The sequence below is a fragment of the Streptomyces sp. NPDC050732 genome, from assembly GCF_040654255.1.
In the GTDB taxonomy this organism is placed as follows: Bacteria; Actinomycetota; Actinomycetes; order Streptomycetales; family Streptomycetaceae; genus Streptomyces.
Map to the genome: position 1 here is coordinate 214071 of NZ_JBFAHP010000002.1, position 17288 is coordinate 231358.

Annotated in this window: 17 protein-coding genes; 8 read left to right on the plus strand and 9 right to left on the minus strand. The window is 70.1% G+C overall.

What is annotated here, in order from left to right; genetic code table 11:
• Positions 1 to 53 precede the first annotated feature (53 nt).
• The 3 genes from AB0H82_RS02985 (at position 54) to AB0H82_RS02995 (ending at position 2198) form a co-directional block, all read left to right on the plus strand.
• Complete coding sequence (locus AB0H82_RS02985) at positions 54 to 1352, plus strand: M18 family aminopeptidase (protein ID WP_362988111.1); 1299 nt, start codon at positions 54 to 56, stop codon at positions 1350 to 1352.
• Positions 1353 to 1430: 78 nt separating this feature from the next.
• On the plus strand, positions 1431 to 1661 hold the full coding sequence (locus AB0H82_RS02990) for a DUF6458 family protein (protein WP_362988113.1): 231 nt from the start codon (positions 1431 to 1433) through the stop codon (positions 1659 to 1661).
• Between the two features lie 39 nt (positions 1662 to 1700).
• The gene (locus tag AB0H82_RS02995) at positions 1701 to 2198 is read left to right on the plus strand and encodes an LURP-one-related family protein (protein ID WP_362988115.1); all 498 of its coding nucleotides are present in this window, start codon (positions 1701 to 1703) and stop codon (positions 2196 to 2198) included.
• 84 nt (positions 2199 to 2282) lie between these two features.
• Here AB0H82_RS02995 and AB0H82_RS03000 read toward each other — a convergent pair whose 3' ends face one another.
• A complete protein-coding gene (locus AB0H82_RS03000) occupies positions 2283 to 3089 on the minus strand; it encodes a carbon-nitrogen family hydrolase (RefSeq protein ID WP_362988118.1) in 807 nt (268 codons plus the stop codon).
• A gap of 135 nt (positions 3090 to 3224) precedes the next feature.
• On the opposite strand from AB0H82_RS03000, the gene AB0H82_RS03005 reads away from it, so the two are divergent.
• Complete coding sequence (locus AB0H82_RS03005; RefSeq protein WP_362988120.1) at positions 3225 to 4049, plus strand: maleylpyruvate isomerase family mycothiol-dependent enzyme; 825 nt, start codon at positions 3225 to 3227, stop codon at positions 4047 to 4049.
• Between the two features lie 56 nt (positions 4050 to 4105).
• Here the strand turns inward: AB0H82_RS03005 and AB0H82_RS03010 are convergent, their stop codons facing one another.
• Together AB0H82_RS03010 and AB0H82_RS03015 are read right to left on the minus strand one after the other, a co-directional pair.
• Complete coding sequence (locus tag AB0H82_RS03010; protein ID WP_362988122.1) at positions 4106 to 5446, minus strand: MFS transporter; 1341 nt, start codon at positions 5444 to 5446, stop codon at positions 4106 to 4108.
• Positions 5443 to 6123 carry a GntR family transcriptional regulator gene (locus AB0H82_RS03015; RefSeq protein ID WP_362988124.1) on the minus strand — a complete coding sequence of 227 codons (681 nt, stop codon included), beginning with the start codon at positions 6121 to 6123 and terminating at the stop codon, positions 5443 to 5445. The genes AB0H82_RS03010 and AB0H82_RS03015 overlap by 4 nt, the downstream gene beginning before the upstream one ends.
• A gap of 208 nt (positions 6124 to 6331) precedes the next feature.
• Here AB0H82_RS03015 and AB0H82_RS03020 point away from each other — a divergent pair, with 208 nt between their 5' ends.
• Positions 6332 to 7228 (plus strand): D-alanyl-D-alanine carboxypeptidase, encoded by an 897-nt coding sequence (locus AB0H82_RS03020; RefSeq protein ID WP_362988126.1) that lies wholly within the window; start codon positions 6332 to 6334, stop codon positions 7226 to 7228.
• 71 nt (positions 7229 to 7299) lie between these two features.
• On the opposite strand, the gene AB0H82_RS03025 is transcribed toward AB0H82_RS03020, so the two are convergent.
• Genes AB0H82_RS03025 through pdhA form a run of 3 tightly spaced genes read right to left on the minus strand, consistent with a single transcriptional unit; the run spans position 7300 to position 10919 of the window.
• Positions 7300 to 8721 (minus strand): dihydrolipoamide acetyltransferase family protein, encoded by a 1422-nt coding sequence (locus AB0H82_RS03025; protein WP_362988128.1) that lies wholly within the window; start codon positions 8719 to 8721, stop codon positions 7300 to 7302.
• 15 nt (positions 8722 to 8736) lie between these two features.
• A complete protein-coding gene (locus AB0H82_RS03030) occupies positions 8737 to 9717 on the minus strand; it encodes an alpha-ketoacid dehydrogenase subunit beta (protein WP_362988130.1) in 981 nt (326 codons plus the stop codon).
• A 2-nt stretch (positions 9718 to 9719) separates the two neighbouring features.
• Positions 9720 to 10919: a pyruvate dehydrogenase (acetyl-transferring) E1 component subunit alpha gene (pdhA, locus tag AB0H82_RS03035; RefSeq protein ID WP_362988132.1), complete on the minus strand. Its 1200-nt coding sequence runs from the start codon at positions 10917 to 10919 to the stop codon at positions 9720 to 9722.
• A gap of 381 nt (positions 10920 to 11300) precedes the next feature.
• On the opposite strand from pdhA, the gene AB0H82_RS03040 reads away from it, so the two are divergent.
• Both AB0H82_RS03040 and AB0H82_RS03045 read left to right on the plus strand, forming a co-directional pair.
• Entirely contained in the window at positions 11301 to 11963 is a 663-nt protein-coding gene (locus AB0H82_RS03040) for a response regulator transcription factor (RefSeq protein WP_362988134.1), read from the plus strand.
• A 106-nt stretch (positions 11964 to 12069) separates the two neighbouring features.
• Positions 12070 to 12492, plus strand: coding sequence for a pyridoxamine 5'-phosphate oxidase family protein (locus AB0H82_RS03045; protein WP_362988136.1), 423 nt, complete (start codon positions 12070 to 12072; stop codon positions 12490 to 12492).
• A gap of 7 nt (positions 12493 to 12499) precedes the next feature.
• On the opposite strand, the gene AB0H82_RS03050 is transcribed toward AB0H82_RS03045, so the two are convergent.
• Positions 12500 to 14068 (minus strand): protein kinase, encoded by a 1569-nt coding sequence (locus AB0H82_RS03050; protein ID WP_362988138.1) that lies wholly within the window; start codon positions 14066 to 14068, stop codon positions 12500 to 12502.
• Between the two features lie 306 nt (positions 14069 to 14374).
• Here AB0H82_RS03050 and AB0H82_RS03055 point away from each other — a divergent pair, with 306 nt between their 5' ends.
• Positions 14375 to 16054 carry a protein kinase gene (locus AB0H82_RS03055; protein ID WP_362988140.1) on the plus strand — a complete coding sequence of 560 codons (1680 nt, stop codon included), beginning with the start codon at positions 14375 to 14377 and terminating at the stop codon, positions 16052 to 16054.
• A 122-nt stretch (positions 16055 to 16176) separates the two neighbouring features.
• Here AB0H82_RS03055 and AB0H82_RS03060 read toward each other — a convergent pair whose 3' ends face one another.
• Both AB0H82_RS03060 and AB0H82_RS03065 read right to left on the minus strand, forming a co-directional pair.
• Positions 16177 to 16722 carry a bacterial proteasome activator family protein gene (locus tag AB0H82_RS03060; RefSeq protein WP_362988142.1) on the minus strand — a complete coding sequence of 182 codons (546 nt, stop codon included), beginning with the start codon at positions 16720 to 16722 and terminating at the stop codon, positions 16177 to 16179.
• Between the two features lie 65 nt (positions 16723 to 16787).
• Entirely contained in the window at positions 16788 to 17276 is a 489-nt protein-coding gene (locus AB0H82_RS03065; protein ID WP_362988144.1) for a hypothetical protein, read from the minus strand.
• Positions 17277 to 17288 lie beyond the last annotated feature (12 nt).

A 17288-nucleotide genomic window follows, 5' to 3' on the forward strand; every position in this document is an offset into this window, starting at 1 on the left:
CCCGGGGTCGGGAGCCGCACCACCGGTTGAAAGCGGTAGCTAGGCTGGCTGGCATGCGCACACCCTCCGGGCCCTTCGACCGTGGCCACACCGAAGACCTCATGACCTTCCTCGCGGCGAGCCCCACGCCGTACCACGCCGTGGCGAGCGCCGCCGAGCGGCTGGAGAAGGCCGGTTTCCGGCAGGTCGAGGAGACCGAACCCTGGGACGGCACCACCGGCGGCAAGTACGTGCTGCGGGGCGGCGCCATCATCGCCTGGTACGTCCCGGAGAACGCCGCGGCGCACACCCCCTTCCGCATCGTCGGCGCCCACACCGACTCCCCGAACCTGCGCGTGAAGCCGCAGCCCGACGCCGGCGCCCACGGCTGGCGCCAGGTCGCCGTGGAGATCTACGGCGGGCCGCTCCTCAACTCCTGGCTCGACCGGGACCTCGGCCTCGCCGGGCGCCTCTCCCTGCGCGACGGCACCACGCGGCTCGTGAACATCGACCGGCCGCTCCTTCGCGTGCCCCAACTGGCCATCCACATGGACCGGTCCGTGCACACCGAGGGGCTCAAGCTCGACAAGCAGAAGCACATGCAGCCCATCTGGGGGCTCGGCGACGACGTCCACGAGGGCGACCTCATCCGCTTCCTGGAGGACGAGACCGGGCTCGCCGAGGGCGACGTCACCGGCTGGGACCTCATGACGTACGCCGTCGAGGCGCCCGCCTTCCTCGGCCGCGACCGCGAACTGCTCGCCGGCCCCCGCATGGACAACCTCCTCTCCGTGCACTCCGCGACGGCCGCCCTCACGGCCGTCGCAGGCCAGGAGGACCTGCCGTACATCCCCGTGCTCGCCGCCTTCGACCACGAGGAGAACGGCTCGCAGTCCGACACCGGCGCCGACGGCCCGCTCCTCGGCAGCGTCCTTGAGCGGTCCGTGTTCGCGCGCGGCGGTTCGTACGAGGACCGGGCACGGGCCTTCGCCGGGACCGTCTGCCTCTCCTCCGACACCGGCCACGCCGTGCACCCCAACTACGCGGAGCGGCACGACCCGACGCACCACCCGCGCGCCAACGGCGGCCCCATCCTCAAGGTGAACGTCAACAACCGCTACGCCACCGACGGTTCGGGACGCGCGGTGTTCGCCGCCGCCTGCGAGCGGGCGGGCGTCCCGTTCCAGTCGTTCGTCTCCAACAACGCGATGCCGTGCGGCACCACCATCGGCCCGATCACCGCCGCCCGGCACGGCATCAAGACCGTCGACATCGGCGTCGCGATCCTGTCCATGCACAGCGTGCGCGAGCTGTGCGGCGCGGACGACCCGCACATGCTGGCCAACGCGCTCGTGGCGTTCCTGGAGGGCTGAACTCCGAATGCCTGTGTGGCTGCGAGGGTCCCGGGTACCCGGTGACCTCGTAGCCACTACAGCAGGGAGGCGGTCCTCATGGGCCTGGGCGGATGCATCATTCTGATCGCCGCGGGTGCCATCCTCACGTTCGCGACCGACTGGGAGATGGAGGGGGTCAACCTCACCGTCGCCGGAGTCATCATGATGGCCGTGGGACTCATCGGTGTCGCCGTCTTCACCAGCATCGCCCGACGCAGGAGGGCAGTGGTCCCGCCGGCCACCCAGACGACCGTCGTCGACCCGGACGGCCAGCCGCGCGGCTACTGACCTGTCCGAAGTACGGCGATTCGGGGTAGTCATGGCGCCATGAGACTTCTCGTGAGCGACCGCGTGTTCGGCATCGGTGACGACTACTGGATCGAGGACGACCGGGGCCGCAAGGTCTTCCTCGTCGACGGCAAGGCGATGCGCCTGCGTGACACCTTCGAGCTGAAGGACGCGCAGGGCAGAGTCCTCATCGACATCCACGCCAAGATGCTCGCCCTGCGCGACACGATGGTCATCGAGCGCGCGGGCGAGCCGCTCGCCAGGGTGAAGCGCAAGCGTCTCTCACTGCTGCGCAACCACTACCGCGTCGAACTGGTCGACGGCACCGAACTGGACGTCAGCGGCAAGATCCTCGACCGCGAGTTCGCCATCGAGTACGACGGTGAACTCCTCGCCGACATCTCGCGCCGCTGGTTCAGCGTGCGCGAGACGTACGGCGTCCACATCACCCGCGACGACGCCGACCCCGCACTGCTCATCGCAGTGGCGGTGTGCGTGATCCGCCTGGCGGAGAAGGAGCGGGAGAACCACGACTGACCCAGGGGCGCGGGGAACTGCGCGACCAGCCACGACGCACCCGCGGCCCTAGAGACCACAGCAAACTCGCGGCGCAGCCGCGACTCAGGGGCGGGGCGGCGGGGCCTGCCCCAGGAGGCGATCCTTCAGCGCCGGGAACTGCTCCCGGACCTTCGCCACCTTCCCGGGGTCAAGATCGACGGTGAGGACCTCCTCACCACTCCCCGCCTCCGCGAGCACCTCACCCCAAGGGTCGACGACAACACTGTGCCCCGCCTGCGGAACCCCCGCATGCGCCCCACCGGTCCCGCAAGCCAACACGTACACCTGGTCCTCGACCGCCCGCGCCCGCGCGAACAGCAGCCAGTGCTCCCGCCGCCGCTCCGGCCACCCCGCCGGCACCACGAACATCTCGGCGCCCGCGTCGACGAGCCCCCGGAAGAGCTCGGGAAAGCGCAGGTCGTAGCAGGTCGCGAGGCCCAGCGTGGCATCGGGCGTGCGGACCGTCGCCAACTCGGAGCCTGCCGCCATCAGGACGGCCTCGCCCTTGTCGAAGCCGAAGCGGTGGATCTTCCGGTAGGCGGTGGCGAGTTCACCGGCCGGGGAGAAGACGAGCGAGGTGTTGTAGAGGGGGCCCTCCGGGTCACGTTCCGGGATGGAGCCCGCGTGCAGCCACACGCCCGCGTCGCTCGCGGCCTTGGACATGGCCTCGTACGTCGGGCCCTCCAGCGGCTCCGCCTCGCTCGCGAAGGAGTCGTAGGCGAAGGCGCCCGTGGTCCACAGTTCCGGGAGAACGACCAGATCCGAGCCGTCCCGGGCGCTCACCTCGCGTACCAGCGAAGCGACTCGGGACCGACGGGAGTTGACCGGTTCGTCCTCGTCTACGGCGATCTGGATGAGGGAGGCGCGCACACTACCACCGTCCTGGCATTCGAGCCGTCAACACGGGCCTACGATCGTCACACGAAAGCACTGCCGGGGTGCCTGCGGGCAGCGTAACTTAACGTCTCAGACACCCACCGCCCGCGTACGACCGCAAGGGGTCCCGTGAGTCTCCATCCCAGCCTGCAGAACTACGCCGATGCCTGGACGCATTCCGTTGAGGCGATATCCGAGCTGGTGTCGCCTCTCGCCGAGGGGGAGTGGAACTGGGCCACCCCCTGCCCCGGCTGGTCGGTGCGCGACATCGTCTCCCATGTCATCGGCCTCGACTGCGAGATGCTGGGCGACCCCCGCCCGATCCACACCCTGCCCCGGGACCTGTTCCACGTCCAGACCGAGGGCCAGCGGTACATGGAGATGCAGGTCGACGTGCGGCGCCACCACACCGCGCCGGAGATGACCTCCGAGCTGGAGTACACGATCATCCGCCGTACGCGGCAGCTGCGGAACGAGTCGCGGGACCCGAGCACCAAGATCCGCGGCCCGCTCGGCTCCGAGCAGACCCTCGAAATGGCTATGCGGCTGCGCGCGTTCGACGTGTGGGTGCACGAGCAGGACCTCCGTACGACGCTGCGCAAGCCCGGCAACCTCGACTCCCCGGGGGCGTACGTCGCCCGGGACCTGCTCCTCCAGGGGCTCCCGAAGGTCGTCGGCGAGAAGGCGGGCGCGCCCGCGAACTCGGCGGTCGTCTTCGACGTGAGCGGCCCCGTCGAGTTCCTGCGCACGGTCCGCCTCGACGCCGACGGCAAGGGCACCGTCGACGGCACCCCCTCGCTGGGCCCGCTCGCCACCTTCGCCCTCGACTGGGAGACGTACTTCAGGCTGGCGTGCGGCCGCGTGACGTACGGGGCGGTCGCGGACCGGGTGAAGATCGAGGGCGACCACGAACTGGCGGAGGCGGTCCTGCGCAACTTCGCGGTGACACCGTGACACCCCGCTGACGCCACAGGTCACCCTGGGCGCAGGCCCCACAGGCCCCACAGGGCTCACACCGGCACGTGCACGGCCTCGACCCGGCTGGCGACGAGCTGTTCCTGTTCCCTGCGCACCGCCCGCGACTTGAGCCGCAGGATCTGGCAGAGCCCCACCGCCTCAAGCACGAACACCGCGGAGAACGCGACCCGGTAGTTGTCGCCGGTCGCGTCGAGCAGCACGCCGATCGCGAGCAGCGTCGTCATGGAGGCGACGAAACCGCCCATGTTGGTGATGCCGGACGCCGTGCCCTGCCGCTCCGGCGGGTTGGCGGGCCGCGCGAAGTCGAAGCCGATCATGGAGGCGGGGCCGCAGGCGCCGAGGACCGTGCAGAGCACGATCAGCAGCCACATCGGCGCGTGGTCCCCGGGGTACGCGAGCGTGGCCGCCCAGGCCGCGGCCGTCGTCCCGATGGTGCCGAGCGCAAGCGGGAGGCGCGCGGCGTGGTGCCGGGCCACGATCTGGCCGTAGACGAGGCCGATGGCCATGTTGGACAGCACGACGAGCGTGAGCAGTTCACCGGCCGTCGCCCGGGACAGGCCCTGCGCCTCGACGAGGAACGGCAGGCCCCACAGCAGCAGGAACACCATCGCGGGGAACTGCGTGGTGAAGTGCACCCACAGGCCGAGCCGGGTGCCGGGCTCGCGCCAGGACAGGGCGATCTGCTTGCGCACGAAGGCCGCGCCGCTGTGCCGCGCCGGTTCCGGTTCGTGCCCCTCGGGGTGGTCCTTCAGGAACAGTGTCATCAGGACGAGGACGACGACACCGCAGAGCGCGCTGCCCGCGAAGGCGGCGGTCCAGCCGACGGAGTGCAGCAGCCGGGCCAGGACGAGGGTCGACACGAGGTTGCCCGCCATGCCGACGAGGCCCGCGAGCTGAGCGACCATCGGGCCGCGCCGGGCCGGGAACCAGCGCGTGCCGAGCCGCAGGACGCTGATGAAGGTCAGCGCGTCACCGCAGCCGAGCAGGGCGCGGGACGCGAGCGCCATCGCGTACGAGGGGGAGAACGCGAAGCCGAGCTGGCCGATCGTGAAGAGGACGACGCCGATGGTCAGCACCTTCTTGGTGCCGAGCCGGTCGACCATCAGGCCGACGGGTATCTGCATGCCCGCGTAGACGAGCAGCTGGAGTATGGAGAAGGTCGACAGCGCCGACGCGTTGACGTGAAAGCGGTCCGCGGCGTCGAGCCCGGCGACGCCGAGCGAGGTGCGGAAGATGACGGCGACGAAGTAGACGGCGACGCCGATGGACCAGACGAGGACGGCTTTCCGGCCGCCAACGGGGTCTCCCCCGGCTCCTTCGGAGCGTGGGGAAGGGTCGCCGGGAAGGGGCTCGGGGCGGGTGGCGGAGCTCATCGGACCTCGCCCCGTGCCAGGTTCTGGAACCAGCCGACGTGCCGGGTGACCACGGCGACCGCCGCCTCCGCGTCGCCGCGGCGCAGCGCGTCGAGGATCTCCTCGTGCTCGGCGAGGGTCTTCGCGATCCGGTCGGGGTGCGAGTGCATCACGGCGACGCCCATCCGCAGCTGCCGGTCCCGCAGCTGGTCGTAGAGGCGGGACAGGATGTCGTTGCCGCCGCTGCGGACGATCTCCGCGTGGAAGCACCGGTCGGTGACGGCGGCCTCCGCGAGCTCCCCGGCGGCGGCCTGCGTCCGCTGCCGGGCCAGGAGTTCCTCAAGCCGGCCGATCAGTCCCGCGGGGGCGGGCACCGCCTTGCGCACCGAGTGCGTCTCGACGAGCAGCCGCGTCTCCACGACGTCCGTGATCTCCTGGGCGGAGACGGGCAGCACGAGCGCGCCCTTCTTCGGGTAGAGCCGCAGCAACCCCTCCACCTCCAGCTTCAGGAGCGCCTCGCGCACCGGGGTGCGGGACACCCCCACGGCCTCGGCGAGCTCGCCCTCGGTGAGGAGCGTGCCGCCCTCGTAACGGCGTTCGAGGACGGCTTGCTTGACGTGCGTGTAGACCCGCTCGGCGGCGGGCGGCGGCTTGATGGGAGCGACGGAGGTCAGTGGGGTGATCGCGGCGGCCGGCATGCGCACAGCATAGATACAACAAGTATACGCCGGAATCCCCCGTCCACATGGCGGGCACCCGTCCCGATGGCGGGCGTCCGCCCCGCCGCCGTGCGCCCGTCCCCGAATTCACGGGCGTTTCGGCACATCCATCCGGCCCTCTCACTCGTCTACTGAGTGAGCGGCACCCTCATGCAGCCGCAGCCCAGGGGCATTTGGAGTACTTAACTTGAATACCGGCATTACGGGCGTACGTCGCGCATCAGCCGTCCTCGTCACCGCGAGCGCGGTACTGGCCGGCGGCGCCCTCACCACACCGGCCCACGCGGCCGCACCCCCGAAGCCGTCCATCGTCGCCAAGGGCGGCTATGTGATGAACAACGGCAACGGAAAGACCCTCTACACCAAGTCCGCCGACACCCGCCGGTCCACCGGCTCCACGACGAAGATCATGACGGCGCGCGTGGTGCTCGGCCAGCGGAACCTCAACCTGGATTCCAAGGTCAAGGTCCAGAAGGAATACAGCGACTACATCGTCCGCAACAACTACGCCTCGTCGGCCCGCCTGATCGTCGGTGACAAGGTCACCGTCCGCCAGCTCCTGTACGGGCTGATGCTGCCGTCCGGCTGCGACGCCGCGTACGCGCTCGCGGACAAGTTCGGCAAGGGCACCACCCGTGCCGCCCGCGTGAAGAACTTCATCGGCCAGATGAACTCGACGGCCAGGTCCCTCGGCCTGTCCAACACGCACTTCGACTCGTTCGACGGCATCGGGCACGGCGCGAACTACTCGACGCCGCGCGACCTGACGAAGCTCGCGAGCAACGCGATGAAGTACTCCACGTTCCGCACGGTCGTGAAGACCAAGTCGACCACGCAGAAGGTCACCACGAAGTCCGGTGGCTACCGCAACATGTCGTGGTCGAACACGAACAACCTCCTCGGCTCCTACCGCGGCGCCATCGGCGTGAAGACGGGCTCCGGCCCGGAGGCGAAGTACTGCCTCGTCTTCGCGGCGACCCGCAACGGCAAGACGGTCGTCGGCACGGTCCTGACCTCTTCCTCGCTGAACAACCGCACCGCGGACGCGAAGAAGCTCCTGGACTACGGCTTCAAGGTGGCGTAACGCCCCGTAGATGCGAGAAGGGCCCTGCCGCGATGTCGCGGCAGGGCCCTTCTCGCTTCGTCCTTACGCTCTTACGCCCAGGTCATCAGCCGCTTCGGCTGCTCCAGGACCGCCGCCACGTCGGCCAGCACCTTCGAGCCCAGCTCCCCGTCCACCAGACGGTGGTCGAAGGACAGCGCCAGCGTCGTCACCTGGCGGGGCTTGACCTTGCCCTTGTGGACCCACGGCTGGAGCTTGATCGCGCCGACCGCGAGGATCGCGGACTCACCGGGATTCAGGATCGGCGTGCCCGTGTCGACGCCGAAGACGCCGACGTTCGTGATCGTCACCGTGCCGCCCTGCATGGCCGCGGGCGAGGTCTTGCCCGTACGCGCCGTGGTGACCAGCTCGCCGAGCGCCTCAGCCAGTTCGGGCAGGGTCTTCGCGTGCGCGTCCTTGATGTTCGGCACGATCAGACCGCGCGGGGTGGCCGCGGCGATGCCGAGGTTCACATAGTGCTTCTGGACGATCTCCTGGTTGGCCTCGTCCCAGGCGGCGTTGATGTCCGGGTTCCGCCTGATCGCTACCAGCAGGGCCTTGGAGATGAGCAGCAGCGGATTGACCCGCAGGCCGTCGAACGCCTTGTCCTGCTTGAGCTCCTCGACCAGCTTCATCGTCCGCGTCACGTCGATCGTCACGAACTCCGTGACGTGCGGCGCCGTGAACGCCGAGCCGACCATCGCCTGCGCGGTGACCTTGCGGACGCCCTTGACGGGGATACGGGTCTCGCGGGCATCCGTGCGCGCCGCGGGGGCGGCCGGGGCGGGGGCCTCGGTCACCTGCGGGGCGGGTGCCTCGGGCTGCCGCGGGGCGGGCGCCTCGGCCGGGGCCGGGGCCACCGCCGCGTGCACGTCCTCGCGGGTGATGATCCCGTCGGGCCCGGACGGCGTGACCGTCGCGAGGTCCACGCCGAGGTCCTTGGCGAGCTTGCGGACCGGCGGCTTGGCGAGCGGGCGGGTGCCGGTGTGCCCGTTCAGGGGGCGGTCGTACTGAGCCTCCGGCTGCGGCTCGGGCTCGGCGGCCGCGACCGGGGTCTCTCCCGGGGCGGCCTTCCGCGCACGCCGCTTCGTGGAGGACTCCGCGACGCCGTACCCCACGAGCACGGGCTGCCGGCCCTCCGGAGCCTTGGGCTCCGCCTCGGGCGCGGGCTCGGGCGTCGTCTCCTGTACCGGCGCCGCCGGGGCGCCCGTCCCGCCCGACACGTCCACCGCGATGATCACCTGGCCGACGTCGACCGTGGTGCCCTCCGGGAACCGGAGTTCGCGTACGACACCGTTGAACGGAATGGGGAGCTCGACCGCGGCCTTGGCCGTCTCGACCTCGCACACCACCTGGCCGTCGGTGACGGTGTCGCCCACCGCCACGTACCACTTGAGGATCTCCGCCTCGGTGAGTCCCTCGCCCACGTCGGGCATCTTGAACTCGGCAAGAGCTGTGTCTGTCATCGTCGTCACGACCCTCTCCCCCCCTCAGTACGCCAGCGAGCGGTCGACGGCGTCGAGCACCCGGTCGAGACCCGGCAGGTACTCCTCCTCCAGGCGCGCCGGCGGATACGGCGCGTGATAGCCGCCGACCCGCAGCACGGGCGCCTCCAGGTGGTAGAAGCACCGCTCGGTGATGCGCGCCGCGATCTCCGCGCCCGTGCCCAGGAAGACCGGGGCCTCGTGCACGACGACGAGCCGCCGGGTCTTCTCGACCGAGGCCTGCACGGCGTCGAAGTCGATCGGCGACATGGAGCGCAGGTCCAGGACCTCCAGGGACTTGCCCTCCTCCTCGGCGGCCGCGGCCGCCTCCAGGCAGACCTTGACCATCGGGCCGTACGCGGCGAGCGTGAGGTCGCTGCCCTCGCGGGCGACGACGGCCTTGTGCAGGGGGCCGGGGAAGGCCTCCTTGTCGACCTCGCTCTTGTCCCAGTAACGCCGCTTCGGCTCGAAGAAGATCACCGGGTCGTCGCTCTGGATGGCCTGCTGCATCATCCAGTAGGCGTCCGCAGAGTTCGAAGGAGAGACCACCTTCAGGCCCGCCACGTGCGCGAAGAGCGCCTCGGGCGACTCGCTGTGGTGCTCGACCGCGCCGATCCCGCCGCCGTACGGAATGCGGATGACGACCGGCATCTTGATCTTGCCGAGCGCGCGGGCGTGCATCTTCGCGAGCTGCGTGACGATCTGGTCGTACGCCGGGAAGACGAATCCGTCGAACTGGATCTCCACCACCGGGCGGTACCCGCGCAGCGCGAGGCCGATGGCGGTGCCGACGATGCCGGACTCGGCGAGCGGGGTGTCGATGACCCGCTCCTCGCCGAAGTCCTTCTGCAGCCCGTCCGTGACGCGGAAGACGCCGCCGAGCTTGCCGACGTCCTCACCCATGATGAGGACCTTGGGGTCGTTCTCCAGCGCGGTGCGCAGCGATTCGTTGATCGCCTTGGCGATGGGAAGCTTCTGGACAGCCATGGTTACTTGCCCTCCCCGCCCGCGGGGGCGTCCGCGAACGACGCCTGATAGGCGGCGAACTGGGCGCGCTCCTCGTCGACGAGCGCGTGCCCGTCCGCGTAGACATTCTCGAAGATCGCCATCAGATCCGGATCCGGCATCGCCCGCACCACCTCTCGCACTCGCTTGCCCAACGCTTCGCTCTCGTCGTCGAGTTCCGCGAAAAATCCCTCATCCGCGTGACCTTCGGACTCCAGGTAGGCCCGCAGCCGCAGGATCGGGTCCTTGGCCTCCCAGGCCACCCGCTCGTCGTCGCTGCGGTACTTGCTCGGGTCGTCGGACGTGGTGTGCGCGCCCATGCGGTACGTGAACGCCTCGATCAGCGCCGGGCCCTCGCCCGTGCGCGCCCGCTCCAGCGCCCACTTGGTGACCGCGAGACAGGCCAGCACGTCGTTGCCGTCGACCCGCACACCGGGGAAGCCGTAGCCCTGCGCGCGCTGGTAGAGCGGCACGCGGGTCTGCTTCTCGGTGGGCTCGGAGATCGCCCACTGGTTGTTCTGGCAGAAGAACACGACCGGGGCGTTGTAGACCGCGGAGAAGGTGAACGATTCGGCCACGTCGCCCTGGCTGGAAGCGCCGTCTCCGAAGTACGCGATCACGGCCGAGTCCGCGCCGTCCTTGGCCACGCCCATCGCGTAACCGGTGGCGTGCAGGGTCTGCGAGCCGATGACGATCGTGTACAGGTGGAAATTGTTGCTGTTCGGGTCCCAGCCGCCGTTGTTCACGCCGCGGAACATGCCGAGCAGGTTCGTCGGGTCGACGCCGCGGCACCAGGCGACACCGTGCTCGCGGTACGTGGGGAACACGTAGTCGTCGTCACGGGTGGCGCGCCCCGAGCCGATCTGGGCGGCCTCCTGACCGAGCAGCGAGGCCCACAGGCCCAGCTCGCCCTGGCGCTGCAGGGCCGTGGCCTCGGCGTCGAAGCGGCGCGTGAGGACCATGTCGCGGTAGAGCCCGCGCAGCTCCTCGGCGGTGATGTCCGCGACGTACGCGTCGTACACCGCGTTCTTCGCGTTCTTGACGCGCTTGCCCTCGGGCGTCAGCAGTTGGACGAGCTCGGGCTCCATGCTTTTCTGCGGCGCGGGCTTCTTGGCGCTTGCGCGCTTGGCGCCGCTCGTACTGCTGCGGCGCGGTTTGCGCGCGGCGGTGCTCTCCACGGTCACGTGTGCTCCTCCGTCGGTCCGGCCCCCGGGATTACCGGGAAAACCAGTACGGCTCGCCTGGTCCGTGCCCGCGCACGGGGTGGGTGCGGCTCGGCCGGGAACAGGCGTGACAGGTGCCCCGGCGAGCGCCCTGCACAAAGCACGTTACCCAGTGCCTCCCATTTCTGTGAAACCCCATCTGACCTGCGAATTTACTCGGAAATCCAAGTACCTGAATGCTTGGATTTCCGAGTACACCGAGAAAAGGGGGAACACTTACTGGTCACAGCACTGATCACAGCCTGGCAGGGGGCCGGAACACCGGCACGTTATCCCGGCCACCCCGGGCATTGGAAGGGTTCCGCCCGGGCACCCGAAGAGATCGTGTGTGAGACTGGCTCCGTGCGCGAAGACGGAAAAATTACGGTTTTTCTCCTCGACGACCATGAAGTGGTCCGGCGTGGAGTCCATGAGCTGCTCTCCGTGGAGTCCGACATCGAGGTCGTCGGCGAGGCGGGCACCGCGGCAGACGCCCTGGTCAGGATCCCCGCGACCCGGCCCGACGTGGCCGTCCTCGACGTGCGCCTGCCGGACGGCAGCGGTGTGGAGGTGTGCCGCGAGATCCGTTCGCAGAACGAGGACATCAAGTGCCTGATGCTCACCTCGTTCGCCGACGACGAGGCCCTCTTCGACGCGATCATGGCCGGTGCCTCCGGATATGTCCTCAAGGCCATCCGCGGCAATGAGCTCCTCACCGCCGTGCGGGACGTCGCCGCAGGCAAGTCCCTGCTCGACCCCGTCGCCACGGCCCGGGTCCTGGAGCGGCTGCGCGACGGCAACAGCGCCAAGGGCGACGACCGTCTCGCCAACCTCACCGACCAGGAGCGGAAGATCCTCGACCTGATCGGCGAGGGCCTGACCAACCGCGTGATCGGCGAGCGGCTGCACCTGGCCGAGAAGACGATCAAGAATTACGTCTCCAGCCTGCTGTCCAAGCTGGGCATGGAGCGGCGCTCGCAGGCGGCCGCCTATGTGGCGCGCATGCAGGCCGAGAAGCAGCACTAGGGCGCGTCCGGCACATCGGGTCGCGGCTGTCGAGGGACTTACGTCCCCGGTTCATGAGGGCGGGATCCCCTTCTCCGGCACCCTGTCCATGAACCATGGTGGTGGCATGCCCACCGACGATCAGCTCGCCCTGGAACTCCTCGGCCGCACCGACTACGGCCGAGTGGCGACCAGCATGCGCGCGCTCCCCTTCCTCGCGGCGTGCCGGCACATCGTGGTGGACCGGAAGGTTCTGCTCCGAATGCACCGGGGATACGGCTACCACCAGGCCTGCGTCGGCAGCGTCGTCGCGTACGGCGCGGACAACCTCAACGTGACGACCGTGCGCGACCTCCGCTGGACCGTGCAGCTCGTCGGCCTCTGCGAGGCGGTCGAGCCGGCCCGGGCGGAACTCGATCTCTTCGGCCGCGGGCCGCGCTTCGTGGACGGCGAACCCTTCGACCCGGTCTACCTGCGCATCGAGCCGCAGTTCTGCACGGTCCACACCCTGCGGGCGGGCGAGGACCGGCACCTCCAGTACGTGCCGTAGGCCCGGGTCAGAGCCCGCCGCCCCCGTTGTCGCCCCCGCCGTTCTCGGCGCCCTCGTCGTCGCCCTCCGGGGGCGTCGGGTCCTGGGTGGGCTGCGTCGGGTCCTGGGTGGGCGTCGTCGGGTCTTCGGTGGGCTGCGTCGGATCCTGGGTGGGCGTCGTCGGGTCGTCGGTCGGCCGGGACGGGTTGCCCGTGGGGCCGGTCGGATTGGTCGGCTGGTTCGTCGGCGGGTCGTAGTCCGTCTCGCCGCCGGTGCCCGTACCCGGGTCGGCCGTCTCGTCCGACGTCTTCTCGTCCGCGCTCTTGCTCGGCTCCTTCGACTGCGACTGCTTCGTCGCGGGAGGCTTCGGCGGGTTCTTCTTCCCCTTGTCGTCGCTCGCGTTCAGCGCGAACGCGACACCCACCGCGATCGCGATGACCGCCAGCACGGCGACGATCCACATCCTGCCGCGGCTGCCCCTGCCGCCGCGCGGCCCGCCGTCGAAGCCGCCGTCGTCGCCCGGCGGACGCAGCATCGGGCTCGGGATCTGCGCGGTCCCGGAGTCCGGGTGCGCCATCGCGGTGGTGCCCGCGACGCCCATGGCGCCGGTGCGGCCGCCCTCGTGCGTCTCGACGGGGCCGGTGTTCCAGGTGCCCGTGTGGCTGCCCTGCTCGTGCAGCATCTGCAGCCCGTACTGGACGAGGCCGCGCATCTCCTCGGCGGTCTGGAACCGGTCGTCCGGGTCCTTCGCGAGGGAGCGCATGACGAGCCCGTCCAGCTCCGGCGGCGCCGCGTCCGAGACCTCGGACGGCGGCACGGCCGTGTCCTGGACGTGCTGGTAGACCACGGAGAGCGGCGTCTCACCGGTGAACGGGGGCCGCAGCGCGAGCAGTTCGTAGAGCAGACAGCCGGTCGCGTACAGGTCGGAGCGGTGGTCGACGGCCTTGCCGAGCGCCTGCTCGGGCGACAGGTACTGGGGCGTGCCCATGACCATGCCGGTCTGCGTCATCGTCGACTGCGCGCCGTGCAGGGCGCGCGCGATGCCGAAGTCCATCACCTTCACCGCGCCGGTGTTGGTGATGATCACGTTCGCGGGCTTGATGTCGCGGTGCACGATGCCGTGCTGGTGCGAATACGCCAGCGCTTCGAGCACGCCCGACACGATGATCAGGGCCTGTTCCGGACCCGGCGCCTCCGCGTTGAGCAGCAGATCGCGGATCGTCCGGCCCTCGACGATCTCCATGACGATGTACGGGACGACGCTCGGCCCGACGACGTCTTCACCGGAGTCGTACACCGCGACCACGGCGTGGTGGTTGAGACCGGCGACGGACTGCGCCTCACGCGTGAAACGGGCCTTGGAGACCGGGTCCTCGGCGAGGTCGGAGCGGAGCAGCTTGACCGCGACCGTACGCCCGAGACGTACGTCCTCGGCAGCGAAGACCTCGGCCATGCCGCCCCGGCCGAGTCTGTGCGTCAGCCGGTACCGGCCATCACCCACAAGCCCGCCGTTGCCCCACAATTCAGGCGCGTCTGACATACCGCCGCCAGTCGCCTCGGGGTCGGACGGGCCCTGAGCGCGCTGCGTCTGTGCCATCAGTCCTCGCCGTCGTTTCTGGTCGTGGTACTTGGTACTGAGTACGTCGCGGTACGGGGTACTCCGACGGGCCACGCTACAGCCTTCGCGCCACCCGCCGGTTCGAGGTGGACCGGACATCAAAGCCGTCCCGGGGTCCCGCGCGCAAACTTGTAACGCTTCCGAGACGCTTCTTGCGCGTACGGTCACGGAACGGGCACCGAGCTTGACGCGTCATCGTCCTCGGGCAGACTTGGCCTGGAATAGCGGTTATCGATCACCAGCCGCGGAGCCGTCCGGCGGCCGCGCCAATGGGGGACGCACGAGATGAGCAGCCAGGACGGCGCACAGGGGCGGTACGCGGGGCGTTCGCTGGCCGGTGGCCGCTACCAACTGCGCGATCTGCTCGGCGAGGGCGGCATGGCGTCGGTGCACCTCGCCTACGACACCGTGCTCGACCGCCAGGTCGCGATCAAGACGCTGCACACCGAGCTCGGTCGCGAACAGTCCTTCCGCGAGCGCTTCCGCCGCGAGGCCCAGTCGGTGGCGAAGCTCACTCACACGAACATCGTGTCGGTCTTCGACACGGGTGAAGACGATCTGGACGGCACGACCATGCCGTACATCGTCATGGAGTACGTCGAGGGCCAGCCGCTCGGCTCCGTGCTCGACGCGTCCGTCGCGCAGTTCGGCGCGATGCCCACCGACCAGGCGCTGAAGATCACCGCCGATGTGCTGGCCGCGCTGGAGATCAGCCACGAGATGGGCCTGGTCCACCGCGACATCAAGCCGGGCAACGTCATGATGACCAAGCGCAACGTCGTGAAGGTCATGGACTTCGGCATCGCCCGCGCCATGCAGTCCGGCGTCACCTCCATGACCCAGACCGGCATGGTCGTCGGCACCCCGCAGTACCTCTCCCCGGAGCAGGCGCTCGGCCGCGGCGTCGACGCGCGCTCCGACCTGTACTCCGTCGGCATCATGCTGTTCCAGCTGACCACCGGACGCCTGCCGTTCGAGGCGGACTCACCGCTCGCCATCGCGTACGCGCACGTCCAGGAGGAGCCGGTCGCCCCCTCCTCGATCAACCGTTCCCTGCCGCCCGCGGTCGACGCGATCGTCGCCCGCGCGCTGAAGAAGAACCCGAACGAGCGTTTTCCGACCGCCGAGGCCATGCGCGACGAGTGCCTGCGCGTCGCCCAGTCCTTCCAGGCCGCGGCCCCCAGCATCGTGCCGGGCGCGCAGACGGCGAGCGGCGCGGGCGTCGGCTCGGCGGTCTTCCCGCCGGTCGACGCGTCGATGCCGCAGCAGACCGGCGGTGTGCAGACGCCGTACCAGCCGGGTCCGGCGCCGGGTCCCTACGGCCCGTCGACCCCGGCGCCCGCGCCGACCCCGACGCCCGGTTACGGCTACCCGCAGCAGGGCGGCTACCAGACCCCGCCGCCCGCCCACGCGTACGCGCCGCAGCAGGGTGCGCAGGGGGCGCACACCCCGCCGCCGTACAACCTCTCGCCGCAGCCGGCCACGACGGCGTCCTCCGGCGGCTCGGGCGGCTCGGGCGGCTCGGGCGGGAAGCGCAAGAACATGCCGGTGATCGTCGGCTCGATCGTCGTCGCGCTCATCGCCATCGGCGGCCTGATCACCGCGCTGTCGCTCAGTGGCGGCGACGACGGCGGCAAGGAAGGCTCGGGCGACAAGTCGAAGCAGCCGGTGGCGGGCCACAAGGGGCCCAACCGGAACATGACGGTGGAGACCGACGAGTGCACCGAGCCCGACGTGGGCTACAACGACGAGGAAAAGATCAAGGTCCCGGACTTCACGTTCAAGGACTGGAAGTCCGTCCTGTCCTGCATCCAGGCGGCCGGCTGGAGCTACGACAAGCGCAAGGTCGACGAGAACGCCTACGGCGAGGACACCGTCATGCGGCAGACCCCGAAGGAAGGCACGGAGGTCGACCCGAAGGGCCTGGAGATCCAGTTCGACGTCTCGACGGGCAACCCGGCCTAGCGGTTTCTCTTTCCTCCACGCCGAGTTTCGCTACGCCGAGGGGCTCGGTACGCGTGATGCGTACCGAGCCCCTCGGCGTAGCTGTTCGGACGTGCGGGCGGTGTGCGCCGACATTGGGCCGACTACAGGTACGGGCCTCCCGTGCGGCCCGCGATGCCGCCGCTCTCGTCCTCGTCGTCGCCGCCCCCCACACCCGGCGGCAGCGCCCTGCGCATCGACTCCAGCTGGGCCCGCGCCGCCATCTGCTGCGCGAACAGCGTCGTCTGGATCCCGTGGAAGAGGCCTTCCAGCCAGCCGACCAGCTGGGCCTGCGCGATCCGCAGCTCCGCGTCGCTCGGCGTCGCCTCCTCGGTGAAGGGCAGGGAGAGCCGCTCCAGTTCCTCGACCAGCTCGGGGGCGAGGCCGTCCTCAAGCTCCTTGACCGAACTGGCGTGGATCTCCTTGAGGCGGACCCGGCTCGCCTCGTCGAGAGGAGCCGCCCGCACCTCCTCAAGCAGCTGCTTGATCATGCTGCCGATGCGCATCACCTTGGCCGGCTGTTCGACCATCTCCGTCACCGGGACCTCGCGGGATTCGTCGTCTCCGCCACCACCGAGAGCCATTCCGTCCTGGCCCACGACCAGGACCTGGGGGCTCTCCGGCGACCGTTCGTTCCTCGGCATCTCCATGCCGCCATTCTCTCGCACGCGTACGTCACACATCGGTGGTGCCCCCGTACTGGACTGATCCACCCTCAGCCGCGGCGCAACCGGAGACCGAGGAAGCCGAGGCCGAGGCCGATGAGGACGAGGCCGGCGCCGAGGGGCAGGACACGGAGGTTCGGCAGGACGGGTCCGGCGGGCGGCTGCCCCGTGGGTTCCCACGCGGAGTTCCGGTGCGCCGCCGGAGTCGGCATCGGCTGCTGCGGGGGCGGGGGGATCCGGGGCGGGCTGTAGGGCCGGGGCGGCAGGTCGGGAGGGAGCGGCTGGGCCCGCCCGGGCCGCTCCCGGCCCTCGCCCGGACGGCTCCCGGCGCGGGACGTCTCGTCGACGCTGGTGACGGGGTGCCTGGGCGGGGCGTCGGCCGCGTACGAGACGAGGCCGGGAAACGCCGCCGCCAGGACCGCGCAGAGCGCCGCGACGAGGAGGACGGGGCGGAGGAGGACGGGGCGACGGATCACCCAGGAAACCTGCACCGAGCTGACCCCCTCCCGCTGCCGGGTCGCCGAGATCGAGTAGATCACTGCACCAGCATC